This is a genomic window from Paenibacillus sp. FSL H8-0168, from assembly GCF_038592955.1.
Classification (GTDB): domain Bacteria; phylum Bacillota; class Bacilli; order Paenibacillales; family Paenibacillaceae; genus Paenibacillus; species Paenibacillus polymyxa_B.
Genome location: NZ_CP151948.1, coordinates 1,477,372 through 1,502,049, shown reverse-complemented (window position 1 = coordinate 1,502,049; position 24,678 = coordinate 1,477,372). Strand labels below are relative to the sequence as shown.

Genomic DNA, 24,678 nt, shown 5'->3' with positions numbered 1-24,678 from the left:
ATGACCTCCTTAACAATTTCCTATCTCCGTGAGGTAGCATGATCTCCCCCAGCGGACATGTCATGGCAAGAAGTAAAGATAAGCACTGATCGCTCCCGGAATGACTGCCGTCATAAAAGGAAACCTGAGGTGCGCTTCATTTCCACTGGTCAGCGCTTTGCCGCTGCGAAATAGAAAAAATCCTCCTAAATTAAAAGCCACGCGCCGCAGTCTGATGATCGTTTCCCTCTTCCATAGCAAAATCCCTATGCCAATAATACCTGCAAAAAAAATCGAATATAAAGCTGCCTGCCATGCAAAAGCAGCACCTGTCCATGCTCCAATCAAGCCGAACAGCTTTACATCTCCTGCACCAACAGCTCCCATCCAGTACAAAATCAGCATGAACCCAAATCCGGTACCTAGTCCAGCAACAGCAAATAAAAAACCGTGCCACCCTCCAAACAGAGTATTGAACACCAAGCCTACCACTATGCCGGGCAATGTAAGCTTATTAGGGATTTTCATGCTACGTAAATCCGTAACTAACGCAATCGCGAGCAGAACTCCGCATACAATATACATCCACGTCAATGCGATCTTCCCCCTTTATAAAATAGAACTAGCAGACTACCAAATCACTTTCCATCGTAGTTATTCCTGTCCGTCTATGTCGAGTCGATCCTACCTATCCATCAGCTGACTTTTCCACGGTAAACGGAACTTCTATACGTTGACCGTCCTCCGTTTCAATCACAAAGTTCCATTGACCGGGTGTTGTATTCGTTCCCACAAACCAGTTCCATTCAATAATCCCGTCCGCATTGGCAGAGGTCCAGCCCAAGTGCTGAGCTGTGCTCTCACCCGACTTATAAAGTACAGAAAGGTTAGCAGTCGTCCCAGGCTCAACCTTGGCCTTGATCAAATTGTACACACCTTTCACAGCAGGTTCAGGCTTGACGAGCAACTGTATGGAATGCTGCGCATCCTTATCTCCTGTCGCATTTCCTGTACCTGCTCCTTCCCCTGTGTCGCCAATCCAAAGACGTTCCTCTGCCGCCGCCTGAAGCACAATGCTGCGATACAGAAAGGGGACCTTCATCGGCAGTTCATACGACAGCTCTACTCTAAAATAAGGGTCCTTAGTTCCTGTAAGAGCAGGTACATGTACGCTCGTTATATGAATACGGTCATACTCGAGAATGCTTTCCTCCATAAAAGGCTTTAGCATCGGCTTCAGAACAGGGTCAAGTGCAGCTTCCGTAAATCGCCTCCGCAGCTCCTCCATCGGCTTTTGACCGCCCTGAACAGCGCTTTCTACCCAATCACCAATTGGAGGCGGCAACTGGGCAGCGAATTGGCTTGCATATTCACTCACAGATAACTTGGGCAATCCATCCAGCGGTTCACGGACTGCATCTATTTTCGCGGACGCCGCCTCCACGGCTAGAGAAACTGGGTAGATTTTAGTCGAAACCTGCTTAACCGCTTCTGAAGCGGTGGTCTGCAAGGCTGTGGATACCAGCGTCATCTGAACCATATAAATGAGAAAAATAATAAAAAACAGAAACATTGGCAACACGAGTGACGCTTCTAAAACAATACTTCCTTGTTCACGCCGCTCCTGCCCACAAACCTGCCGTAAATACTGATTAATAGGAAAAATGCGCTGTTTTCGTGACATAGTACACACTTCCCTTAATACTCTCGCCTTCTTTTGAGGCGGTTCCAAGCATCTTCATTACCCCAGGTAGAAACCACAGCCTCATCCCATTCTTGACCTCACCCGTTGCATACGTTTGCCGCTCAGCAGGATTGACATCTGTATTCAGGTGGATCAGAGCAAGCATACGGGACATTTTTCGTTCATTATTGCTATGGAGCATCAGGAACAATCGCAAATGATCCTTGTATGTCATTCGAAATTTCAGAAAATCAGACAATGGCACATCCCCCTTTTGTGCCAGCATAATCATATCTTCTATCGCTTTTTCTACTCCATATAACAAAGCTGCCGCCAAAACGACCAGCGGATTACCTTTTGAGCTGTTTTTAACCAATCCCTCCATTGTTCGAATGGCAAGTCTCATAGCAAAAATTTCTCCATAGGCGGATGCCAGATTACCCGTCGGATTATGGAACCCATACAGGATGTACTCAACTTCCTGATTATTCACCTCCAGCTGATCTCCCAAAATCTGTGCAGCATTTCCCACATTTCCACCCGATCCGGCCAAACTGCCAAAACGGCTAAAATCCACATGATGGAAGTAAGAAAGCGCGTATTCATTCTGGTAAAACTCATCTCCCAGTTGAGTCAGTAAATTGGATGCCGACCCGTATAGACCATCCATACTATCCATGGAAGCTCCCGCTGCATCATAGGTGTCATAGGACAAATCAGCGGATACAGATGGACTGGATGTAGACTGGTTAAACGAAATACTTTCATTGTAATACCGCTCCAGATTTCGGAATTGTTCTGCACTTTGTTTACCTTTGGAAAGAACCTCAATGATCCGATAGGCTTGTTTGAGCTTGTTTTTCGCCTCTTTTTCCATTTTCTTGCGTTCTTTGTCCGGTCCACGTCGCGTATCCATCATTTTGGCTTCACCGTCGAGTACATTCGCAGGTCCCGTCCAAGCATACGCACTCAAGTATTTATCTATCTCTTTGAGCGTTGAAGCGACTTCTTGCTTGAGCATGTCTGCATTCAAAAATGGATCTGTATAAAAAGATAATGTACGCATCATACTCGTTATTCTATTGTTAGCAGTATTTATAGAAGTCCGTTGCTTTTCAATTTCTGCTTCCCATTGCTCAAATTCCTTGTCTGGAATCAACAAATCCTCTACCTTTTGCCGTGCGCTTCCTACCGACGGATCTGCGCTGGAGCCTGCTCCGCTTGGAGTAGGTGCTGCTGAAACCTCATCGTAGCCTGCATTGGCCGCCCTCTGCTTATACTGGGCAATGACTTTGCGCATCTCTTCATTGATCTGCCGGGCCTCATTTAACGGTTCCTTGGCTTCCAGAAGCAGCTTATCATGTTCTTCTCCAGCCTGAGCCATAATCTGACGCAGGCGATCAAGCGCTGCCCTCGCTCTACGTGCATATTTTTCCATCTGCATGATTTTTACGTCGTCCACACTCTTCTTATTGTCTTCATATACATGTACGTAATGCTTATATTGAGCGGCAATATCGGCTACAACCTCAAGCGGGTCCCATATATACTGATTGGGCATATAGGTGCCCCTCTGTTTAATAATCCGCTTACGAACCTCTTCCATATAAGCTCCTGCCTTACGCTGCTTCTCCAGCATGTCATCTAGTTTGGCCTCTCGTCTGTCGTACAGCTTTTGCAGCCGTTTCAGCAAATCTACCGTATGAGAAGCCTCTTTCATATTTTGAGAGAGCGGCTTTAGCTTTTCGAGCACTTCAAACGTAAAATCGACAGGTGCTTTATACTTCATCTCTTCACGGATCTGCTCGTTAAATATGGCATATTTACCAAGCTCCCTTTCCATTTGCAGGGAACTAGAATCCAGCTTCATATTCATAAGCGGTAGCGTTTCTGCGCGTGCCGTACGCCGCGCGCTGTCATTGAGCACTTTGACCATAATTTGTTCTCCGCCGCCTTCGCCATAAGCAAACAAACCGTACTCCTGTTGTAATGTCGGATCATAAGCAGACATCACTGAACGAACCGCCGCATGGGTCAGCCGTTCGGTCTGCACATGCAGTGCAGCAATTCTCGCGTAATCAATAAATACAGCAATAAAACCAAACATGACCGCCAAAATCAGAATTAAAAAGACCGTGACAGCACCTGATTCCCCGTCCTTTATATTGTGTCCCTTACCAAACACCCGCTTCCTCCTTTCCAGTTACATTCCCGTTACTTACTTCTCACTGACCATTTTGACCATATTGCATCAATACTTTCCCTACAACTGCCGAATCTACCTTTTCACCTGATCCTCTGCCCATAAACTTCGCACCATAATAACGGACCAACTCCACCGTACGAATCCATTCTACAGGTTCGACCACGCCAGAACTCATTTCCCCTTGCAAATCTGTCTGATCTAAAAACTGATTCAACAAAGGTACCTTCACTATCTTATTTAACTTTGTGGTCACCTTACGGTGAATCATACTGTTCTCATATGTCATCTGCCCCTGCATGCCCGCAGGCATATTATTTTCTGCATTGGACAGCTTTTGAGCAGGTAACGAGCCTCCCCCATTGCCGCCCGGCACCTGTACACTTTCCTGATTGTTGGCTCCGGTCCAGCCAAACAGGGCTCCCAGCATAACATCATCCTTCAAGCGCCAATAGAGAGAATCCCGTTGCCCTTGCATAAATGCTCCCGTACGCGGGTCCTTGAAGCTGTTATCCCAACTGTAAGCGGCCCTTTCCGAAGCAGTAGCAGCGACCTGCACCAATATAGATTTTTGATATATGTACAGGCAAAAAAATAACATCACAAAAATGACCAGCAGTAGAATGGGAAAGACGAGGGAAGCTTCCAAGGAGAAGCTCCCGTCCTCTTTTTGTGCCAATTTGCGCAGCATTATGAATCCATAAAATCGTTACTTTTTTTATCCGCCTTTTTCAAAAGCCCTTCTACAATTTTCTTGATCTGATCCTTGAAAATAATTGCCACCGCAATCAGAATGGCAATGATCAGGATCATTTCTAACGTACCCAGACCATCCTCATCCTTGTACAATTTACGAATACTGCCTGTTACTAATGTCATCATCGTTGTATTCCTCCTACATATTCATCATCATTAAAGCCGGAGCGCCCACCAGCACAATTACCGTTAGCAAAATCAGCGCCATCGGGAATACTAGCTTAGATGAAGCCTGCTCCCCCCTTGTGCGGCTAATTGAAGTCCGCTTGCCCCATAACGTCTGGGATAACTCACGTAAAGCCATCACGAAATCGCTCCCGCCGCGCCTCATATTCAACAAAACTGTCGTCGTGAATATCGTCATTTCCTGAATACCACAACGTTTGCTCAGGTGCTCAAATGCCTGTTGAAAGGAAAAACCACTTTCCCATTCCGACACCGTCTGCCTCAGTTCTCGATACAACGGATGTTCCGTATCCGCCCCTTTACGTTCCACGCAATGTAGCAATGCCCGTTGTACCGTCTCACCTGCACCTACTAAAAGCATCATTTTACTCAACAGTTCAGGCAGTTCCATTAAAATTTGCTGATCCCGCTTCTGTACTTTCCCATGCAAATCCTTGATCAGCGCGATGGGTACCAGAATACCAAGTCCCAATCCGAGCACCAGCCCAGTCGCATCCCCGCCCAGCATAAGCGATATTAAAGCTCCACCAGCAGCCATCATATATCCGTAACCCAACATTTCTGCCAGAAAAAGCATCGTTTTTTCTCCGCTGTTGCGCATACCATACAGCTTCTGCACCGAACGCTGGAGCTTGAACATCAGCAAAGGTAGCCGGTGAGTAGCACGTGAAGCATGAATCATGTGTACAAATGGGACTGAAAGTCTTTGCAGCCGCAGTCCCTCCAGCTTCATATGGCGAAAATGCGCATACTTAGCACTATGCATCTGGTTCAGCACCACCCAACCTCCCACTTGCAGAACCAGCATGACCAGACAAACCAACATCACCACACCCATCTCTCCTTACACTTCAATCTTCATAATGTGGTTGATCCACACAAGACACCCACCAAGCACCAATAAACAAAAGGTTGATAAAATCATACCTGTACTGCTGTATAAGGGCATCATGTAATCACCCGCCGTCATCGTCATAAACAATACAAACAAAAAAGGCGCCGCAAACATAACCCTCGATTCAAAACGTTTCTGCGCAATCATTACACCGATCTCCTGCTGAATTTCCAGCTTCTCACCAATGACATTTGAAGCTCGTCGTACGACTTCCACCAGATCACCTCCGGTTCGTTTGCAAGCCGCAAATACGTCCGCAAAATTCGTAATATCCTCCATCTGCGCCCGACGGGCTAAATCCTGCAAAGCAGCCTCTACAGGCTGTCCGATTTCAAGACAGGCGGTAATGATATTAAATTCAAAAATCAGGTCGTGATCTCCATCTGGACTAAGCAATCTCAAATCCTCTACAGCCTCACGAAAACCATTCTCCACCGACCTCCCCGCTGAAAGAGAAGACGAGAGCGAATATAAAGCCTGCTTGAATTGGATGCTTAGAGCAGACCTGCGTCGGTGCAGCAAAAATTGCCTAAAATAACGAGGCGTCACCACAGCCCCGGCAGCGCACAGAAATGATAATATCCATTGGTGATAAAATAGATAGCCGATCATCGCAAACAGCACGCCACTAAACAATATGCATAGACTTTTTTGTACTGACGATAATGTATACACCGTATAATCTGGCAGAGAAGGGACCTCACGTGATACTTGCTTGGCAGTCGTTTTTCCTAACTTCACGCTGATACTCCTCCCCTGTGCCAGCTTTCCGGATTGATCCCGGCCATTTGCAGCTTCAAAGTATGTTGCAGACCCTCGCCACAACGTTCCAGACCTCCTACGATTCGCCCCTTACTTTCTCCTCGTTCCTGAAAACGATAAAGGGGATTAAGCGTAACCTCACCATTTTCAAAACCAATCACTTCGCTAATTTCCAGCACTCGTCTGGATTTGTCGCGCATCCGTGACAGATGAACGAAAATATCAATGGCCGAGCTGATCTGCTGCCGTACTACTCCAAGCGGAAGCTCTGCCCCTCCGAGCACCATCGTTTCCAGCCGGCTGACCATATCGCGGATATTATTTGCGTGGCCAGTTGACAACGATCCATCGTGTCCTGTATTCATCGCTTGCAGCATATCCAATGCCTCACTTCCCCGGACCTCACCCACCACAATGCGGTTGGGCCGCATACGCAGGGAGGAACGAATCAGATCACGAATTGTGATTTCTCCCTTTCCCTCGGTGTTCGCATTCCGGGTTTCCATGGAAACTAGATTAGGGACCGTCACAATTTGCAGCTCTGCTGAGTCTTCAATGGTAATAATCCGTTCAGACGACGGTATAAACTGGGATAATGCATTCAGAAAAGTTGTTTTACCAGAACCTGTTCCTCCGCTTATAAAAATGTTGTACTTGCTACGTACCAAGTCGTTGAGCATAGCAGCGGCTTCTGCATCCAACGCACCCATTCGTATCAAGTCATCCATCGTCATAGGACGCTCGGGAAACTTCCGTATTGTCATCGTCGGACCCTTGAGAGCAACTGGAGGCAGCACAATATTTACTCGTGACCCATCCTTTAACCGGGCATCCACAATGGGAGAAGCCTCATTCACAATTCGGTTCACCCCGGCTACAATCGTCTGGATTAAATCCTCCAGTCGCTCGCGGGACTCAAATTGATCGGGTACCTGCATCACCTCACCAGCCCGCTCCACAAAGATTTCCCGGTGACTGTTGATCATAATTTCCGTAACGGTCGGGTCGTCAATCAATGGCTGGAGTACATCTAGCCCACGGAAAGAGTTAAAAATCTTGCGGACAAGTGCGTGCTTCTCACGGGAAGTTAAGCCCGCCAGCTCTACATCGTGTAAAATTCGATTTTCAATATGCCGAACCAGATCGGCATCCTTTACCGAAGACGTTACGTCCAGCCCGTTTCGGATATCTGCTTGCAATGCCTTAAACCGTTCCTCATTCATGTTCATCAGCCCCTTTTAAGACCAAACGGCCGGCGGATGTGTTACACTGTCCACATTCAGCAGCTCGTGGCACAGATGACGAATTTCCCGCTGATAAATAGGTGAACTAAGCAGTAGCTCACGGTGCTGCATCTGCTTCCATGAAGGTATATAGGGTAACGCTCCGTTCAGCTCCATGAAGTCACGAGGTAACGAGTTGATCATAGTCCCCATATAGCGGTTCACCACAAAGCTGGTTTTGCATATCATATCTTCAAGCCCTTCAGGCTGCGTGGTTTCTAAAACATCCAGCCATAATCCGCACTTGTGCATGCTCATTAAATCGTCTGCCAGCAGCCAGATCAGCTTATGGCTAGCTTCAAGCACAGCTTGAGCCCGGTCACCTTTTTCAGAATCGCCATCTACGATCACTACATCATACTGTCCGCTTTCGGCAACCGTTCGAATCAGTTCCTTCGCTTCATCACAAGTCATGTCCGTCAGTTCCTTACGATTATAGACAGGCTGAAAAGTATCCGCCTGAATTTCAGGGCGGCGAACACAATAGGCTGCCACGGATAATGGAATGCCCTCATTCCCCTCCGCCTTGAGATCATAGAGCAGCCTGGACAGCCCTTCTCCTTCTGCTCCGCTAGCACTGTCTGAACCAGTGAACAACGAGCTTGAATCCACCGTCTCCAGATTCAGATAGAATACCGAATATCCCTCACTCCCCAGCTGTTTGGACATATTGAGTGCGGCCGTTGTCTTGCCCAGTCCGCCGGAAGCTGCTACCATGCCGATAATCAGTCCACCTTCCCGGCTGTTTACACATTTCCGACCGTTCGACTTCTGTCTCGCCGTTTCCAAAATAAAACCGACCAGCTCAGATAAGGGCTGATATTTTAATAAAGGCTGTCCATATTCGCTCATTTGTTCTCCCTCATGCAATACCAAACAAGGAATATCAGCTGCCTCCCTATCTGTCCATAGATTCAAAAAAGCCGCTTCACCAACCACCACGTCCGGTCTTTTCATTCCGCTGGTTTCCATCATGTATTGATGAAATGCCTCCGGTTGCGAAAAAGCCGTTATTCTCAGCCTTCTGGCGTACTCGCTTCCGTGAACATAATTCAGCAGCGGCTCAATATAATCCCGGCCTTCTACAGCCAATACCACTTTCACTGGAACCATAACGCTCATCCCTTTCCCTAACACAACAACGCAAAAAAGCACCGTTCATCCGTCCGTAAGTACATACGGTTGGTGAACGGTGCTTCCGTCACGTGCAATCTATTTACTGGTAGAATAGCATAGCGCTTATATTAGAGCAAGTATTTTTTGTGCAAGTATCTTCCAAAATCCTCGTACTAGGAGAAGGCGGGCAGTCTAGCCCCGCCTCCTACTATCTTCATCTTAGTAGAATTTGTGGTGACGACGATGACAGTCATGATGGCGATGATGGCGACGTTTCCGGCAATGACATTTCTTATCAAAATCTTCATGTTTCCAGTGATCACGTTTAAATTTAGGTTTAAACTTAATGACAGTCACCTTAATGATCTTCTTAAAGACACGTTTTTTTGGCTTTGGAAAATGACAATCATGCTTACGATGTTTATACATTCAAATTCGCCTCCATTTCTTTGAGATAGAATATACTATGGAAGCAGCGAACCATCGGTAACCAGCATATGACTATTTATGAATTTACTGGGCTAATTAATGATCTACCTCCAGCTTAATATCCGGATCATAATCCGCCACAATTAGAACATCCATATGACGTGCTTGACGGAGAATCCTCGGCACAACCGCAGCCTTACCCCAACGGCTACTTCGGGAAGACTGCCCCACGATGAGCTGTGTACCTGAATATCCTTCCACCGGAGCAATCAAAATTTCGGCAATTTCGCGTCGGCTGGAAACAAGCCGTATCTCAAAGGTCCCCCCCAGTCGGTGGGTCAGCAACTTTAGTTGTTCCAGACGAGGGCTCAGTCTCTCAGGTATACGCTCACCGACATGAGCATAAGTCACAATCCACACAGCCTTCAGACGAAAGGCGATGCGAAAACCACGGCGAATCAACCTTTCAGCATTTTCGCTTAGCGTCACACCTACGAAGATCACTTCCTCCCTGCGCCACGGTCCCCGAAGTGATTCATGTCGATCCCAGGATTCCAGCCGCTCATCTACATCATCTGCCAATTCCCGCAAAGCAAGTTCACGTAACGCAATCAGATTGCCCAGTTTAAAAAAGTGACTAAGTGCCTGTTCCACCTTCGCATGATCGTATATTTTGCCCTCACGCATACGTTGCTGCAATGATTTAGGAGCCACATCAACAAGCTGTACCTCATCGGCCAGACGCATCATATGGTCGGGAACAGTCTCTCTCACTCGTATGCCAGTAATCTGTTCTACCGCATCATTCAGGCTCTCCAGATGCTGTACATTCATTGTGGATATCACAGAAATACCTTGTTCCAAAATGGTAAGCACATCCTCATAGCGCTTAGATCTCACACTTCCTGGCACGTTGGTATGTGCAAGCTCATCAATAAGCACCACCTCGGGATTACGCCTGAGAATGGCTTCGGTGTTCATTTCTTCCAAATGTGCGCCATGACGCTCAATGGACTGACGGGGAATCATCTCCAGAGAGCCTACTTGTGCCAGTGTTTCTGCTCTTCCATGCGTTTCCAGCAGTCCGATAACTACATCGATCCCGCTCTCCAGCAGATCATTTCCCTCTCTCAGCATCGTGTATGTTTTGCCGACCCCCGGAGCAGCGCCAATATATACCTTGAGCTTGCCCCGCAGGATTTTGGCTGCCTCAGCCTGTGCTTCTTCAACGCTCAAACGATGATACGGATCATTATCTCCCTCCTCCTGTCTCATTGTTGGCAAGATCCGCTCACCCTCCTGCTCGGCCCGGTCCGCAATCAGCAGCAGATCCATATTTTTCATTCGTTTTAAAATCCCGTTCACCAGCGATCCTTTCATCAACTCCTGCCACGGAGTCTGCCGAGAATGCCCCATAACAATTCGGGTAACATTGTGCGTCACCGCATAATGAATCAGTTGACGAGGCAACCTTCTGCGAGAAAAAAGCGGAATTTCTTCAAATGTCGATCCGATCTTGTCAGCCAACTGCTCAATCGAACGCTTGAAGGCTGCTGATTCCTTGGACAGCCTGCGCTTCGAGCTGACAAAGGAGACCACTAGCATATCTCCACCCAACCGCTTGGCGACCTGTTCTCCCCTACGTACATAAATAGACCCATTCCAATGATATTGAACAGGTACCAAAATACGCTCTGCCGCTCCTGACGCCCCGTGCAAGCCTAACTCCTCTCGGTGCCGTTCCAGCGAATCGTTCACATCCTCTGCTACCAATCGCAGGGCTAGCTCACGCAATTTACCCAGATTTCCCCGATGAAACATCTCAGGATTGGACGTATGCATGTAGCCTTTCGCCAGCCGTTCCAAAATCATCTCCGGGGTGGCATCAATCAGACGAATTTCATCCGCCAGTTCCAGTGTATCAACTGGAACCGTATATTCCGCTTCAAAGCCTGTTAGCTGATATACCCACTCCGTAATTCCTTCGAGTTCATATACATTGACCGTCGTAATGACGCTAATTCCCTGCTCCAGCAAATACCGAATATCCTCCAGCCGTGTTGGAAATGGGGCGTCTTTCCGGTTATGATGTGCCAAATGGTCCACCAGTACCACCTCGGGATTTCGTGCCACCAAAGCTTCCACATTCAGATCCTTTTGCTCCTCACCATCTTTTATCCAATGAATACTAGGCACGCGCTCCAGCGTGCCGACCTGTTCCACAGTCACAGGCCGCTGCATGGTTGAGACCGCGCAAATTACAACATCAATACCTTCATGCTGCAACGATTGTCCCTCCTGCAACATATGATACGTCTTGCCCGAGCCACTGACCGCACCCATGTATATTTTGAGTCTGCCTCGATGCAGTTTGTTAATCGAATCCAGTATTTCCTCTGGTGATTTACGTTTGAAGCTCTCCACTTTCGTTCCTCCCCCAGCGTAACCGCTCATTCCGTTCATTCTTATATGGTTGTAATGAATGTACTCCCGTGTCCCAATCAATTCAAGATGATCAATCAAGCTTGCTCCAAAAAAAGCCGCGCAGGGCAGTATAAGCGCAAAAAAACGTGCATTCAGGTCTCTTATGCCTGAATACACGCTATTTTGGGTAACTCATATGGGATCACTTCCTACAATCACTTGCTATCTTCGCCAACGATCCCCCGTTGTTGAAATAACTTTTGCCATATCACACCGTGAGACGGGGAAAAGAGAAAAGCCAAAAGCAGCAACACACCCGATACACATAGCATACATGCCGCAATAGAAGCATCCAATACACTTGCTGTGTAAAAGCCTACGACCGAACTGATGGCTCCAAATCCGACGCTGTATACAATCATACGGGACAACTTCTCCGTCAGCAAATAAGCGGTAAGAGGCGGTACAACGAGCATGCCAACCACCAGAATTGCACCCACGCTCTCAAATGACGCCACCGTCGTTAACGAGACAAGGCTCATCAGCAGATAATGAAAAAAAACAACTGGAATGCCTAATGAAGCTGCCAGGGCGGGGTCGAAGGAAGTGATTTTAAATTGCTTGAAAAAGCCCCCTATCACGAGCAAATTGATCAAAAACATCGCGCCCGTAATCCACACAGCCCTCGGACCGACATCGAAGCCGGCAATCTCGAACGTATTCCATGGCACATAAGCAATTTCCCCATACAAAACGTGATCCATATCCAGATGGGCATTGGAAGCAAACACACTGATCAGCAAAACACCGATAGCAAACAATGTCGTAAACACCACGCCAATGGCAGCATCACTTTGCAGACCGCTTTGTTGGAATAGCTGAATTAGGTACACCGTTAGAAGACCCAGCACAGCTGCACCAAACATCATCCACACCGAATCCCTCGATCCGCTGATGAGAAAGGCAATGACAATCCCCGGCAATACCGCATGACTGATTGCATCACCGATCATAGCCATTTTTCGAAGCACGAGAAAGCACCCAACGATACTACATCCCCCTGCCACTAACATTCCCGTCAAAATTACATAAAATGAACTCATAGGGCACGCTCCTCCCTTGGCTGTGTTCCGACTGTCTGCTCCAGATTTTTTCTGGCGTTCAACCGAACGATAGCCTTGGAGATCATCCCGCGCTGCGGCGCAAAAATCAAGCTCACTCCAAACACCACAGTCGCACACAAAACGCATAACGGTCCTGTAGGCAGATTTTGCCCCAGAGAGCTAATGAGCGTCCCACCAAGGCCTGCTATAGCACCAAACAAGCCTGATAGGCACACCATGACCCCCAGCTTCTCTGTCCAGTATCTTGCCGACACGGCCGGGGTAATCAGCAGGGCAGCCATCATAATGACTCCCACGGCCTGAATGCCAGCAACCACCGCAATGACAATCAATAGCATCAACAACTTATCCAGCAACCCTGCCGGATAACCAAGTCCGCGGGCAAAGCCGGGATCAAAGCTGAGCAACTTAAATTCCTTGAAAAATAATATACATATTCCGATGAGTACCACCGAAATTACCGCCATCGTATAGACATCAGACAATACCATTGCCGCAGCTTGACCAAATAGAAATTTATCCAATCCGCTTTGGTTTCCAGCGCCACTATGCTGAATTTCGGTCAACAACATAATGCCGAAGCCAAAAAATACCGACAGCACCGCTGCAATCGCGGAATCGCTTTTAATTCGTGAATACCGGGTTAATGCACTGATGGCAAAGGTCGCAACAATCCCTGCAATGGCGGCCCCAATCATAAATCCAAACACGGATTTTGTACCTGTGATCATAAAAGCCACACATACCCCCGGCAAAGCCGCATGTGCCAAAGCATCTCCCATGAGCGACTGCTTGCGCAAATACATAAAACTGCCAATCACTCCGCTGCTTAAACCGAGCAAAATACAGCCCAGCAAAATCCACTGCATATTCGGGTCGGTCAAAAGCGTTGCCAAGCTTGTCATACTGCTCACCTCACTCCGAGTATCGTGCCGGAATCCGGGCTTGTTTTGAGTATACTCAGACGCCCACCATACGTACGCTGCAGATTTTCCTCAGTAAAAATATCTATCGTCTCTCCAAACGCCATAAGATGCCCGTTCAACAGCATAACCTGATCAAAATAATCCGTGACTGTAGATAAATCATGATGAACGACAAGTACGGTTTTACCCTGCTGTTTCAGATCGTTGAGCAGCGAAATAATGGCTTTTTCTGTTGCAGCGTCCACACCGACAAACGGTTCATCCATAAAATAAAGCTGAGCGTCTTGCGCCAGTGCTCTGGCTAAAAAAACACGTTGTTGCTGACCGCCAGACAATTGACTAATCTGCCTGTCTGCATATTTGCTCATTCCAACCTTGTCCAAACTCTCCATCGCAGCCTGACGATCTGCTGCACCTGGACGCTTAAACCAGCCCAATCTGCCATACCGTCCCATCATAACCACATCCAGCGCATTCGTCGGAAAATCCCAATCCACCGACTCCCGCTGCGGTACATAGCCAACCTTGAGCAGCTGTTGCTTATAGGGCTTGCCGTAGACCAGCACCTCGCCCCTAAGCTTTGGAATCAGTCCAAGCGCTGCCTTGATCAACGTAGATTTCCCAGCCCCATTCGGGCCGATAATACCAATCAGCTTGCCTTCCGGCACCTCAAAGGAAACATCGAACAAAACGGGCTTTTTTTGATAAGCTACCGATAAATCACGAACGACAAGTGGTGAATGCCCCATGTATCTTTGCCTCCTTATTTAAGAGCTTTAACAATCGTATTGACGTTATGCTTGACCATCCCAATATATGTTCCATCTTCTGTGCCCTCTTCACCCATGGCATCCGAATACAGCTCGCCACCAACCCTAATTGTATGGCCTTGCTGAGCGGCCCCTTGAATAACCGCATCTATGGCCTTTCTCGGAACACTAGATTCTACGAATATAGCCTTGATTTTATGCTCCACCAAATAATCTCGCAGCTTGGTCACATCTTGAGAACCCGCTTCTGATTCTGTGCTCATACCTTGAAGTCCTCTCACTTGAATGTGGTAGGCATCTCCGAAATAGCCGAAAGCATCATGTGCTGTGACAAGCACGCGCTGGGCTTCCGGTATACTGGCAATCTGCTCTCTCGTGTAATCATCCAGCTCTCGCAGCTCAGTAAGATAGGCTTCTGCGTTGGCCTTATATTCCTCCGCATGAACAGCGTCTAGCGCCGATAATTCATCTCTGACGGTTTCTACCGCAGACATCCAATTCTGTACGTTAAACCAGATATGTGGATCATGCTCAGATCCCATTTCCGGGCTACCTGCACGCAACTGATCCTGTGCGATGTTTTTGGACACGGGTATGACGGGTTTTTGCTTGCTGATTTTCTCCAGAATGTCCTGCATTTTACCTTCCAGATGCAACCCGTTATAAAAAATAACGTCGGCCTGATCCAGCTTGCGCATATCTCCCTGAGAAGCCTTGTACAAATGCGGGTCAACGCCTGACTTCATAATTCCTGTGACCTCCACATGATTACCGCCGACCTTGCCGACAATGTCAGAGATCATACCGATGGTAGCCGTAGCCTTTATTTTTTGTCCCGCCTCTCTCGCAGTTCCCTGCTCCTTCTTCTTAGCATCGGTACATGCAGTCGCTAGAACCAGAGCCAGAGACAACACTCCAACCGTCGTTACCCATCGCGGCAAAGCCTTCTTAAACTGCTTGTTCATGTTTTAAAATCCTCCTTTGAATTTCGTTTTGAGACAAACTATTTCCTTGATTCAATTATTTTTTATCAACACTATATTTTAGAGTATACACTAAAGTTTTTACCTAGGGAAACATTTTATAAAATATAATTCTTATGTATTTCGTTATACCGTTCGATTTTCGTTCTCCCAATGTGTAATATATAGAAGATATCCAGTCGTTAAACCAAAGAATACATATAAAGAGGTGCAGGTCATGGAGCCAACAGGATACAGCCCTTATCGGAACAATTGTCGGCAAGTTCGGATACGAAAAATACTGCTCATTTTCATGCTGGTGTGCTGTCTGCTTGTCCTAACTTCCTGTGCTCGAGGTGACATCCATGTAGATGTTCATCTCGATCAAAGTGTAGATATGGATGCAACGTTCAGTGTAAACAACCAGACACTGATGATGTTGGACAATCCCGGGCTGCTGGATCGATTAGTCAAGCGTATTCAAAGCAACAATGTAGATGTACAGCCGCTAGCTGAACAGGGAAGAAAGGGATATCAAATCAAGGGACATTATCAAGGAGATTGGAGCACAAACAAAAAAAATCCCAGTCAGGGATTACATCTACCTGAGGGATTAGAAATAAAGCGCGCTGTGAGTCAACATTTTTTCACAACGAATATTGATCTTACCATGAAGCTCGATCTACCACGAATGCTTCCTGAAGAAGCTCAAGGACTGAGTGACAAATTTGAGCAAATGAATGTGTTTGCGCGCAAATTACTGGAACGGCAGCTGGATCTTAACTTCAGCCTATCCTTACCCATCCAACCTGCTACCCATAATGCGGACCGTGTGTCGGAAGACGGAAAAACACTGTATTGGGACATTGCACCATTGGAATCTAACGAGCTAAAATTGTCTGTTAACGTACCCAATGTACGACATATCGTGTATGTAGCTGTTATGAGCCTGATACTGATCGTGATCGCTGTGATCTTACTGATTCGTAGACATCGCTCCAAAAAAGAAACTTAAAAAAGCAACTAAAAAAATCGTTGTCTGATTTCTGGTGGGGGGATCTGACATTGATCCTCTTCATCCTTGCCAAACCAACGATATCGGTTACGTGCCACCCAGTTATAGACTGCGTTGCGCACAAAACGGGGAACCAGGATGAACACATAGGCCAGCGGATATGGAAAACGAAGACGTTTGGCAATTCGCAAAGCCGCGGTGGACCTCGTATAATACGTACCGTCTTCAATCAGCACGAACGTATCCAGCTGATCTGTAGATAGTCCTCCTGCATGTAAAAGTTCTTGTCCTGCCTCGGATTGCAAGGAACCAAAATGAAATGTTCCCTTAGGATCACGCTTGATAATAAAGCGGGCCGCTCCCTGACAAAAGTGACATACCCCATCCACCAACACAATGGAATGATCTGAATGAGCATGATCAGACTGGTTCATAAATGCATTTCACCTCCAAGGAAATCAACGGCATGAATACCAGCAAAGCAACCATATGAATATAAACAAAAAAAACGCCGAAGTATCCGACGCTTGTTTAGAAATGTATAGTCTTTACCTGTTCGAAAAACTAGCTCAATGCTTTCTCAAACAGCTGTTTCGTATTAATTTGCTCTAAAAACTCCTCATGGAACTTATCCATACACTTGCAGATAAAATCCTTATGGCATACCGGGCAAGGCGTCGTTAGCAGTCGACTAATATTCGTCAAGGTCCACTCCGGATTACGTTGAGAAAAAACGCGGCACTCCGTTCCATCGGCCAAACTCATTTTAAACTCATAAAGCCCTTCTTTTTCGTTGCTGCCAGCCAGCGTGAAATTAACAATATTCGGTCTGTAAGACATCATATCACCCGTATTTTTCAAATTTGTTTCGTACCTGATGACCAGAATCACCTAAGCCATCTTAATGAATTTTGGCGATGATGTCAAATGGTCGCAAATCTCAGCGAATCAAGATCTATGTGCAAAAGCCACCGATAAATCGGCGGCCAGAGTGTAAAAGTTATAGAAATGCAGTCAAATGACATTAAGCTCGACATCAATGTTACCGCGTGTTGCTTTGGAATACGGACAAAAATCATGCGCTTGGCGTGCCAGATCTTCGGCCTGGGCGCGTTCAATACCGGGTATTTTCACATCCAGACGTACCGCCAGCTGGAAGCCGCCATCGCTTGGGTCCTTGCCGATAGATACGTGGCTGGTGACCTCAACATTGTCTACCTTCACCTTAGCCTTCCGGGCCACATTAGCCAATGCGCTCTCATAGCAGGCACCATAGCCTGCCGCAAACAATTGCTCCGGATTCGTAGCTTCTCCGCCTGCGCCACCCAGTTCCTTCGGCGTGCTGAGCTTATGCTTCAAAACTCCATCGGATGAAGCGACTGAACCGTCTCTTCCACCATGTACCGTTGCTGATGCTGTGTATAATGCTTCCATGATTTCATCTCTCCTTCTCTATATCATATGTTTTCCGCAGGAATCTATCGTCATGTTAATACATGATTTCCTTCTCGTATGTACTTTAAACGAACTACATAAAATGAATCATTTGAAATAAGGTTGTTAACCAGTACATTTACCGTTTAGTTCCACCTCACCTTGTTTACACTATATGTTATAAGCCCCTAGCTTGATGGGCCGTCAACATGTGTCTTGAAGGCTTACTCGCATCATTTTATTGTATCTGCTCAGACTTCCATGACTGACAACCCTGTCGTACGCGAGATCGTAGGCTACTTGTTGGTGCGGGGTGGAGTCCATGTGATGGCCTATGCCAAAGCGTTGGAAAAGCTTACAGGCGTAGAAATGACCAAAATGCTTCCGATTCCGAACTTGGAGAATGAAGCCTTTTCTGAAACGCGTAAAGTCCGAAGAAAAAGGATTGCACCGGACTATTTATCATTTCAGTCCGAATAACTACAAGGAAATTGATAAAATATGGAGCAGCGTTCACCCGGAAGATGGACAACAATTTAAAAAATCCAAAACGACCAAGCTGCTCCCCTCAGAGCGATATAGCTTGGTTTTTTCTAGTGTTCAGCTTTATACGATGCCCATATTGCTTCAAAAATACGATTAACTTGCTTGACCACACAAAAGTTGCACTAGACAAAAACTATTGTAAGTGTACAATAGGGATAACACAATCGTTATGTCACTAATAATATATTTCAACATCAATAAAGAAGGTGAAGCGTATGAAAAATACAAAGGGTAACTTCGCGGAAATCGCTTCACTGTCGGAAGTGAATCGTTCCTTGAGCGTCCCGAAAGACGGAACCTGGTTTCGGAAGTTTCTTGCCTTTGCTGGACCCGGCTATATGGTCGCAGTCGGCTATATGGACCCCGGCAACTGGGCCACAGACATCGCTGGCGGATCGAAATTCGGCTACACGCTGCTTAGTGTCATTCTAATCTCCAACTTGATGGCCATCCTGCTACAAGCCTTATCTGGCAAGCTTGGCATTGCCACAGGTAAAGATTTGGCTCAAATGTGCCGTGATGCCTACAGTCGTCCTGTCGCGATCGGCTTATGGCTCTTGTGCGAAATTGCCATTGCAGCCATGGATTTGGCCGAGGTCATCGGTTCAGCCATTGCGCTGAAGTTGCTGTTTGGTCTACCGTTACTATACGGAGTCATCATTACCGCATTTGACGTCATGCTTATTTTACTGCTGCAAAACAAAGGTTTTCGGGCATTGGAAACACTTGTCATTGTGCTGATGGCGACGATTGCCGGCTGTTTTGGGATTAATCTCATTTTGGCACAACCGGAATGGGGCGGCGTATTGGGCGGCTTTGTACCAGACTCGCAAATTTTGACGAATCCAAGCATGCTGTATATTGCCATCGGTATTATGGGCGCTACTGTTATGCCGCATAACCTGTATCTGCATTCTTCTATTGTACAAACTCGCAAATTTGAGCAGACTTCAGCAGGTAAACGGGAAGCTATTACATTTGCAACTTGGGATTCCAGTATAGCGCTGATGTTCGCTTTATTTATTAATGCCGCCATCTTGATCGTGGCAGCTGCTGTATTCCATACGGCAGGAAGAACCGATGTAGCCGAAATTAGTGATGCCTATTACCTACTTTCGCCACTACTGGGAACCACACTGGCGAGCATACTATTTGGGGTGGCGTTACTCGCCTCAGGTCAAAATTCAACCGTTACAGGCACTTTAGCTGGACAAATCGTGATGGAGGGCTTTTTGAATCTTCGTCTTTCCCCTTGGTTGCGTCGTCTGGTGACCCGCCTCATCGCGATCATTCCAGCGGTTATCGTCACTGCTATCGCAGGTGAAAAAGGTGCGGAGGAACTACTTGTGCTGAGCCAGGTCATCCTGTCCATCCAGCTTCCCTTTGCCATCATTCCATTACTTCTCTTTACCAGCGACAAAAAGATTATGGGTGAATTCGCAAATAAAATGTGGCAAAAAGTATTAACCTGGATCGTGACCGCTGTCATTATCATCTTGAATGTAGTGCTCATCATTCAAACGATTTCAGGATAATCGGTAGCCAAATATGAATATATTAAAAAGGTATCTCACTAGCCCCAATGGCAACGAGATACCTTTTTTTGTTCATCCTATTTTATTTGTCCTGTATACATAAAGAATACTCAACGCTTGGCAGGCTCTACTTGCATTTGCGCCTCAAGCGCGAGATTCAGCTTGAGCACGTTCACACGCGGCTCGCCGAATACCCCGGCGCTGCGGCCTTCTGTCTGCTCCTGCACCAGTGCTCTCAGTTGATCCTGCGGGATACCCGTCAAGCCGCTAATGCGCGGAATTTGCACCCGTGCCGCCTGTGGCGAGATGTGCGGGTCCAGACCGGAGCCGGAGTTCGTAATCAGGTCCACCGGAACCTGACTGACGGGTACATCCGGGTTATGCTTCTGCCAATCCGCAATAGAGTCCTTGACTCGCTGTATCAAGGCTGGATTCGACGGCGCGTAGTTACTCGAGCCTGAACCAGCCCCATTGTAATCAACGCTCGATACCCGACCTTGGAAAAACGCCGAATCGGCAAAGGACTGTCCAATCAATTCGGAGCCGACCACCCGCCCCTCTGCGTCACGGAGCATACTGCCGTTTGCTTGCTGCGGAAACAGAACCTGCGCTACTCCTGTACTGACTAGCGGATATACCAAACCACACAAGAGAATCATCAGCACCGATGTTCGCAAAGCCACTCCAATAACTGTACTTCCTCGCATCTCTTGTCTCTCCGGTTGTCCTTCCGACACTGTCCCGGTCCCTGTACGTTTGTTATGACCTTGCCCACCAGATTCGGCTTTTTCGTGCGCAGCAAATCTGCGTCCAGACATCATCCGATAAAAACCACTCATGTCGTTCACCCTTTCTGCGCTAAATCCACAAATGCACCAGCAAATCAATGGCCTTAATGCCGACAAACGGTACGACCATACCGCCCAGACCGTAAATCAGCAAATTCCGTCCCAGCAGGCGATCCGAGCTCATCGGCTTATACTTCACGCCCTTCATGGCCAGCGGAATCAGAAGCGGAATAATAACCGCGTTAAAGATCAGCGCCGACAAAATAGCGGACAGCGGGGAGCCAAGCCCCATGACGTTCAAAGCGCCCATTTGTGGAATGGCCAGCATGAACATCGCCGGGATGATGGCAAAATATTTGGCAACATCGTTCGCAATGCTGAACGTTGTCAATGCTCCGCGCGTCATAAGCAGCTGCTTGCCGATCGCGACCACCTCAATAATTTTGGACGGATCGGAATCCAGGTCCACCATATTAGCTGCTTCTTTGGCCGCGACTGTGCCGCTATTCATGGCAAGACCGACATCCGCTTGCGCCAGCGCAGGTGCATCATTGGTACCGTCTCCGGTCATAGCAACCAGCTTACCCTGTTCCTGCTCACGTCGGATAACCGCGATTTTGTCCTCCGGCTTGCTCTCAGCTACAAAGTCGTCCACTCCCGCTTCTCGTGCAATTGTAGCTGCTGTCAACGGATTATCTCCGGTACACATGATCGTACGGATACCCATTTCCCGGAGCTGATCAAACCGTTCCTTCATGCCTGGCTTCACTGTATCCTTTAAATAAATAATACCGTATATCTGATCATCTAGCGCGACTGCCAGCGGTGTACCTCCTTCAGAGGCTACCTGATTCGCTTTTTCCTCCAGATCGGCTGGAACACTGCCGTTTTGCGATACGATCCATTGCCGAACAGAATCCACCGCGCCTTTGCGTACCTTTCGTCCATCGGCCAGATCCAGACCACTCATCCGGGTCTCCGCCTTGAATTCGATAAAGGTTCCACCTGCTGCCAAGGATGCATCCAACGTATGCTCCTGTTTGCGCATCAATTCGAGAACCGAGCGACCCTCCGGCGTCTCATCCTTCATAGAGCTAATCGCTGCCCACTTCACTAACTTTGCCTTCTCCACGCCCTCTACAGGCACGAATTCACTCGCCATTCGGTTCCCGAAGGTGATTGTACCTGTTTTATCCAAAATCATCGTGTTGATATCCCCAGAAGCTTCTACCGCCTTGCCTGACATGGCCAGCACATTAAACTGGGTGACCCGGTCCATACCGGCAATCCCGATGGCTGACAGCAGTCCTCCAATCGTGGTTGGAATCAGACAGACTAGCAACGAAATCAGCACAGGAACAGGCAAATCAATGTTAAAATGACGGGCAATCGGCGCTAGCGTAACCACTACAATTAGAAAAATAATCGTTAAGCTAATCAGCAAAGTGTTCAGTGCAATCTCATTCGGCGTTTTTTGCCGCTGTGCGCCTTCCACGAGCGAAATCATTTTATCAATAAATGTCTCGCCCGGCTCTGTCGTAATCCGCACCTTAATCCGGTCACTGACCACTCGCGTCCCGCCGGTTACCGAGCAAAAGTCACCACCCGATTCCTTGATGACCGGAGCCGATTCGCCCGTAATTGCAGATTCATCCACCGAAGCCAGACCTTCAATGACCTCACCATCGCTTGGGATCATTTCGCCCTGGGAGACAATAACCACGTCCCCCTTACGCAATTCGGTTGAGCTAACCACCTGAATGTCATTTCCGATGAGTTTGTTAGCTTGCGTATCCTGCTTGGATTTTTTTAAAGAGGCAGCTTGTGCCTTACCCCGCCCCTCCGCGAGCGCTTCGGCAAAATTAGCAAAAAGCAACGTAAACAACAGAATAACAAACACGGCCAGGTTAAAGCCCATTTCCTTGCCAGTTCCAAAATAACCAGGAAACAGTAACATGAGCAGCACGACCAATGTACCGATCTCCACGACGAACATGACAGGATTTTTCATCATAATCATCGGATTTAATTTTATAAAGCTATCCTTGATCGCATGCTTCAAGATGCTTCTGTCCAGCATGTGTTTGCGTTGTTCCTTCATGATCAAACACCCCGTTCATCCATTCTCATTTTCTTCTTCACATGGTCAAAAATTCAGCAACAGGTCCCAATACGATAACGGGTAAAAAGGTCAACGCACCAATAAGCAGCACGACCCCGATCAGAATGGCTCCAAATAACTTGTTGTCCGTGCGCAGTGTCCCCGTCGTCACCGGAGTCGGTGCTTTGGCATTCAACGAAGCCGCCACAGCTAACAATGCAATCATAGATACATATCGTCCGAAGAACATAACCATCCCCGTTGTCACGTTCCAGAATGTGTTGTTATCCGAGAGACCTTCAAATCCCGAACCGTTATTTGCAGCAGATGACGCATATTCATAGAGCACCTGAGTCAACCCGTGATAGCCAGGGTTAGTGACCGCATCATATCCCCAATGACTCATAAACGCAAGCGCAGTTGGGGCGAGAATAAGAAACGGATGTACCAAAATGGCAATCGCGATCAGCTTCATTTCCTTGCCTTCAATTTTCCTTCCCATAAATTCCGGAGTTCTCCCGACCATCAGTCCGCATATAAACACACCCAGAATCGCATACATCAGCATATTCATCAGCCCGACACCCTTGCCGCCAAAAATGACGTTTAGCATCATTTCTCCCAAAGCAGCCATACCACCCAGTGGGGTTAGTGTATCATGCATATTATTGACCGAACCTGTCGTTGCCGCTGTCGTGACCGCAGTGAATAAAGCCGATTGTCCAATGCCGAAACGAACCTCTTTCCCTTCCATGCTTCCCTGAGAAGCATCCACACCCAGTGTCTGGATTAACGGATTACCTGTCTTTTCAGACACGTACGTAATGGATAGAAAAATTAGAAACAATACCATCATGGAGCTAAAAATAATCCAGCCCTGCTTACGATTACGGGCAAACAATCCAAAGGTATACGGCAACGAAGCCGGCATTACCCACATTGCCAAAATTTCCAGCACGTTCGTCCAAGGACTTGGATTTTCAAAAGGATGCGCAGAGTTAGCTCCCGCATATCCGCCCCCGTTTGTCCCCAAATGCTTGATGGACTCCAGAGAAGCAATGGGTCCCATAGAAATTTGCTGTTGTGTTCCGCTCAGCGTCGTAAGATCCGCCGTAGGCTGTAGCGTCTGTGGTACCTTCAATCCAACCAGCACCAGCGTAAGCACAAAGGCCAGCGGCAGGAAAATTCTTATAATGGCTTTAATAAAATCTTGAAAGAAATTGCCCATCCCTTCACCGCGCCGCGTCAATCCCCTCATAAAAGCCGCAGCAACCGCAAAACCGGAAGCAGCCGAAGTGAACATCATCATCGTGACGAACGCCATCTGTGTCAGATACGTAAGCCCGCTTTCTCCGCTATAATGTTGGAGATTCGTATTCGTCATAAAGCTGATTACCGTATTAAAAGCTAGTGATGCTTCCATATTACTGTTTCCAGCCGGATTACCGGGAAGCATTCCCTGTAAACGCAACAGCAAGTAGCTGATCGCCACAAGCACGGCGTTCGTAGCAATGAAACTCATAACATACGTAGTCCAACGCATGCTCTCCACTTTCTTCAAGCCTACTACCTTATAAATCAGCTTTTCTGTTCTGCCAAAAATCCGATCCGTCCGATTGGGTTCATTCGAGAATACATGATACATATAGGTACCCATTGGCTTTACCAAGAGCAGCAATATAACGATCACAATTCCAATTTGAAGCAGCTCCATCCTTTATTCCTCCTTCAAAATGCTCCTGCGTTTGGAACAACAGACC

General features: G+C 47.4%; 22 protein-coding genes and 1 pseudogene. 3 read left to right on the top strand and 20 right to left on the bottom strand.

Annotation, left to right across the window (positions count from 1 at the left end; genetic code table 11):
• Positions 1–60: 60 nt before the first annotated feature.
• From MHI21_RS06935 to MHI21_RS06870, 14 genes are all read right to left on the bottom strand, one after another.
• A complete protein-coding gene (locus MHI21_RS06935; RefSeq protein WP_341161996.1) occupies positions 61–573 on the bottom strand; it encodes an A24 family peptidase in 513 nt (170 codons plus the stop codon).
• Positions 574–667: 94 nt separating this feature from the next.
• Positions 668–1,663, bottom strand: a complete 996-nt coding sequence (locus tag MHI21_RS06930; protein WP_342419696.1) for a TadE family protein — start codon at positions 1,661–1,663, stop codon at positions 668–670.
• On the bottom strand, positions 1,632–3,848 hold the full coding sequence (locus tag MHI21_RS06925) for a hypothetical protein (RefSeq protein WP_342419695.1): 2,217 nt from the start codon (positions 3,846–3,848) through the stop codon (positions 1,632–1,634). Before MHI21_RS06925 ends, MHI21_RS06930 begins: the two co-directional genes overlap by 32 nt.
• A gap of 40 nt (positions 3,849–3,888) precedes the next feature.
• The gene (locus MHI21_RS06920) at positions 3,889–4,557 is read right to left on the bottom strand and encodes a TadE family protein (RefSeq protein ID WP_190298841.1); all 669 of its coding nucleotides are present in this window, start codon (positions 4,555–4,557) and stop codon (positions 3,889–3,891) included.
• The gene (locus tag MHI21_RS06915) at positions 4,557–4,748 is read right to left on the bottom strand and encodes a Flp1 family type IVb pilin (RefSeq protein WP_013309278.1); all 192 of its coding nucleotides are present in this window, start codon (positions 4,746–4,748) and stop codon (positions 4,557–4,559) included. The genes MHI21_RS06920 and MHI21_RS06915 overlap by 1 nt, the downstream gene beginning before the upstream one ends.
• A 13-nt stretch (positions 4,749–4,761) precedes the next feature.
• Positions 4,762–5,646: a type II secretion system F family protein gene (locus tag MHI21_RS06910; protein ID WP_342419694.1), complete on the bottom strand. Its 885-nt coding sequence runs from the start codon at positions 5,644–5,646 to the stop codon at positions 4,762–4,764.
• Between the two features lie 6 nt (positions 5,647–5,652).
• Positions 5,653–6,444 carry a type II secretion system F family protein gene (locus MHI21_RS06905; RefSeq protein WP_342419693.1) on the bottom strand — a complete coding sequence of 264 codons (792 nt, stop codon included), beginning with the start codon at positions 6,442–6,444 and terminating at the stop codon, positions 5,653–5,655.
• The gene (locus tag MHI21_RS06900; RefSeq protein WP_342419692.1) at positions 6,441–7,688 is read right to left on the bottom strand and encodes a CpaF family protein; all 1,248 of its coding nucleotides are present in this window, start codon (positions 7,686–7,688) and stop codon (positions 6,441–6,443) included. Before MHI21_RS06900 ends, MHI21_RS06905 begins: the two co-directional genes overlap by 4 nt.
• A gap of 15 nt (positions 7,689–7,703) precedes the next feature.
• Entirely contained in the window at positions 7,704–8,861 is a 1,158-nt protein-coding gene (locus MHI21_RS06895; protein ID WP_342419691.1) for a ParA family protein, read from the bottom strand.
• 528 nt (positions 8,862–9,389) lie between these two features.
• Positions 9,390–11,717 (bottom strand): histidine kinase, encoded by a 2,328-nt coding sequence (locus tag MHI21_RS06890; RefSeq protein ID WP_342420186.1) that lies wholly within the window; start codon positions 11,715–11,717, stop codon positions 9,390–9,392.
• 215 nt (positions 11,718–11,932) lie between these two features.
• Positions 11,933–12,820: a metal ABC transporter permease gene (locus MHI21_RS06885; RefSeq protein WP_061829564.1), complete on the bottom strand. Its 888-nt coding sequence runs from the start codon at positions 12,818–12,820 to the stop codon at positions 11,933–11,935.
• On the bottom strand, positions 12,817–13,746 hold the full coding sequence (locus MHI21_RS06880) for an iron chelate uptake ABC transporter family permease subunit (RefSeq protein ID WP_341162002.1): 930 nt from the start codon (positions 13,744–13,746) through the stop codon (positions 12,817–12,819). The genes MHI21_RS06885 and MHI21_RS06880 overlap by 4 nt, the downstream gene beginning before the upstream one ends.
• Before the next feature lie 5 nt (positions 13,747–13,751).
• Entirely contained in the window at positions 13,752–14,516 is a 765-nt protein-coding gene (locus MHI21_RS06875; RefSeq protein ID WP_165176308.1) for a metal ABC transporter ATP-binding protein, read from the bottom strand.
• 14 nt (positions 14,517–14,530) lie between these two features.
• Positions 14,531–15,502: a zinc ABC transporter substrate-binding protein gene (locus MHI21_RS06870; RefSeq protein ID WP_103047580.1), complete on the bottom strand. Its 972-nt coding sequence runs from the start codon at positions 15,500–15,502 to the stop codon at positions 14,531–14,533.
• Between the two features lie 235 nt (positions 15,503–15,737).
• Here MHI21_RS06870 and MHI21_RS06865 point away from each other — a divergent pair, with 235 nt between their 5' ends.
• Positions 15,738–16,514, top strand: a complete 777-nt coding sequence (locus MHI21_RS06865; RefSeq protein WP_342419690.1) for a DUF3153 domain-containing protein — start codon at positions 15,738–15,740, stop codon at positions 16,512–16,514.
• Between the two features lie 8 nt (positions 16,515–16,522).
• On the opposite strand, the gene MHI21_RS06860 is transcribed toward MHI21_RS06865, so the two are convergent.
• From MHI21_RS06860 to MHI21_RS06850, 3 genes are all read right to left on the bottom strand, one after another.
• Positions 16,523–16,948, bottom strand: coding sequence for a thiol-disulfide oxidoreductase DCC family protein (locus MHI21_RS06860; RefSeq protein ID WP_342419689.1), 426 nt, complete (start codon positions 16,946–16,948; stop codon positions 16,523–16,525).
• 130 nt (positions 16,949–17,078) lie between these two features.
• Positions 17,079–17,405: a hypothetical protein gene (locus MHI21_RS06855; protein ID WP_025722703.1), complete on the bottom strand. Its 327-nt coding sequence runs from the start codon at positions 17,403–17,405 to the stop codon at positions 17,079–17,081.
• Positions 17,406–17,528: 123 nt separating this feature from the next.
• Positions 17,529–17,948 carry an organic hydroperoxide resistance protein gene (locus MHI21_RS06850; protein ID WP_013309264.1) on the bottom strand — a complete coding sequence of 140 codons (420 nt, stop codon included), beginning with the start codon at positions 17,946–17,948 and terminating at the stop codon, positions 17,529–17,531.
• 261 nt (positions 17,949–18,209) lie between these two features.
• Here MHI21_RS06850 and MHI21_RS06845 point away from each other — a divergent pair.
• Both MHI21_RS06845 and MHI21_RS06840 read left to right on the top strand, forming a co-directional pair.
• Positions 18,210–18,480 (top strand): annotated as a pseudogene (locus tag MHI21_RS06845) (manganese catalase family protein); the annotation flags it as partial.
• Between the two features lie 229 nt (positions 18,481–18,709).
• Positions 18,710–20,029 carry an Nramp family divalent metal transporter gene (locus MHI21_RS06840; RefSeq protein WP_061829572.1) on the top strand — a complete coding sequence of 440 codons (1,320 nt, stop codon included), beginning with the start codon at positions 18,710–18,712 and terminating at the stop codon, positions 20,027–20,029.
• A gap of 110 nt (positions 20,030–20,139) precedes the next feature.
• Here the strand turns inward: MHI21_RS06840 and kdpC are convergent, their stop codons facing one another.
• The 3 genes from kdpC to kdpA are packed head-to-tail and all read right to left on the bottom strand — an operon-like array spanning position 20,140 to position 24,632.
• Complete coding sequence (gene kdpC, locus MHI21_RS06835; RefSeq protein WP_341162004.1) at positions 20,140–20,868, bottom strand: potassium-transporting ATPase subunit KdpC; 729 nt, start codon at positions 20,866–20,868, stop codon at positions 20,140–20,142.
• 19 nt (positions 20,869–20,887) lie between these two features.
• Positions 20,888–22,918 (bottom strand): potassium-transporting ATPase subunit KdpB, encoded by a 2,031-nt coding sequence (gene kdpB, locus MHI21_RS06830; RefSeq protein WP_341162005.1) that lies wholly within the window; start codon positions 22,916–22,918, stop codon positions 20,888–20,890.
• Between the two features lie 37 nt (positions 22,919–22,955).
• Positions 22,956–24,632, bottom strand: a complete 1,677-nt coding sequence (gene kdpA, locus MHI21_RS06825; RefSeq protein ID WP_250258949.1) for a potassium-transporting ATPase subunit KdpA — start codon at positions 24,630–24,632, stop codon at positions 22,956–22,958.
• Positions 24,633–24,678 lie beyond the last annotated feature (46 nt).

Bases quoted from the DNA above. Each gene is read 5' to 3' on its own strand.
- MHI21_RS06930 (WP_342419696.1), bottom strand. From the start codon at position 1,663: ATGTCACGAAAACAGCGCATTTTTCCTATTAATCAGTATTTACGGCAG.
- MHI21_RS06920 (WP_190298841.1), bottom strand. From the start codon at position 4,557: ATGCTGCGCAAATTGGCACAAAAAGAGGACGGGAGCTTCTCCTTGGAA.
- MHI21_RS06915 (WP_013309278.1), bottom strand. From the start codon at position 4,748: ATGATGACATTAGTAACAGGCAGTATTCGTAAATTGTACAAGGATGAG.
- MHI21_RS06910 (WP_342419694.1), bottom strand. From the start codon at position 5,646: ATGGGTGTGGTGATGTTGGTTTGTCTGGTCATGCTGGTTCTGCAAGTG.
- MHI21_RS06900 (WP_342419692.1), bottom strand. From the start codon at position 7,688: ATGAATGAGGAACGGTTTAAGGCATTGCAAGCAGATATCCGAAACGGG.
- MHI21_RS06895 (WP_342419691.1), bottom strand. From the start codon at position 8,861: ATGGTTCCAGTGAAAGTGGTATTGGCTGTAGAAGGCCGGGATTATATT.
- MHI21_RS06885 (WP_061829564.1), bottom strand. From the start codon at position 12,820: ATGAGTTCATTTTATGTAATTTTGACGGGAATGTTAGTGGCAGGGGGA.
- MHI21_RS06880 (WP_341162002.1), bottom strand. From the start codon at position 13,746: ATGACAAGCTTGGCAACGCTTTTGACCGACCCGAATATGCAGTGGATT.
- MHI21_RS06875 (WP_165176308.1), bottom strand. From the start codon at position 14,516: ATGGGGCATTCACCACTTGTCGTTCGTGATTTATCGGTAGCTTATCAA.
- MHI21_RS06870 (WP_103047580.1), bottom strand. From the start codon at position 15,502: ATGAACAAGCAGTTTAAGAAGGCTTTGCCGCGATGGGTAACGACGGTT.
- MHI21_RS06865 (WP_342419690.1), top strand. From the start codon at position 15,738: ATGGAGCCAACAGGATACAGCCCTTATCGGAACAATTGTCGGCAAGTT.
- MHI21_RS06860 (WP_342419689.1), bottom strand. From the start codon at position 16,948: ATGAACCAGTCTGATCATGCTCATTCAGATCATTCCATTGTGTTGGTG.
- MHI21_RS06850 (WP_013309264.1), bottom strand. From the start codon at position 17,948: ATGGAAGCATTATACACAGCATCAGCAACGGTACATGGTGGAAGAGAC.
- MHI21_RS06840 (WP_061829572.1), top strand. From the start codon at position 18,710: ATGAAAAATACAAAGGGTAACTTCGCGGAAATCGCTTCACTGTCGGAA.
- kdpC (WP_341162004.1), bottom strand. From the start codon at position 20,868: ATGAGTGGTTTTTATCGGATGATGTCTGGACGCAGATTTGCTGCGCAC.
- kdpB (WP_341162005.1), bottom strand. From the start codon at position 22,918: ATGAAGGAACAACGCAAACACATGCTGGACAGAAGCATCTTGAAGCAT.
- kdpA (WP_250258949.1), bottom strand. From the start codon at position 24,632: ATGGAGCTGCTTCAAATTGGAATTGTGATCGTTATATTGCTGCTCTTG.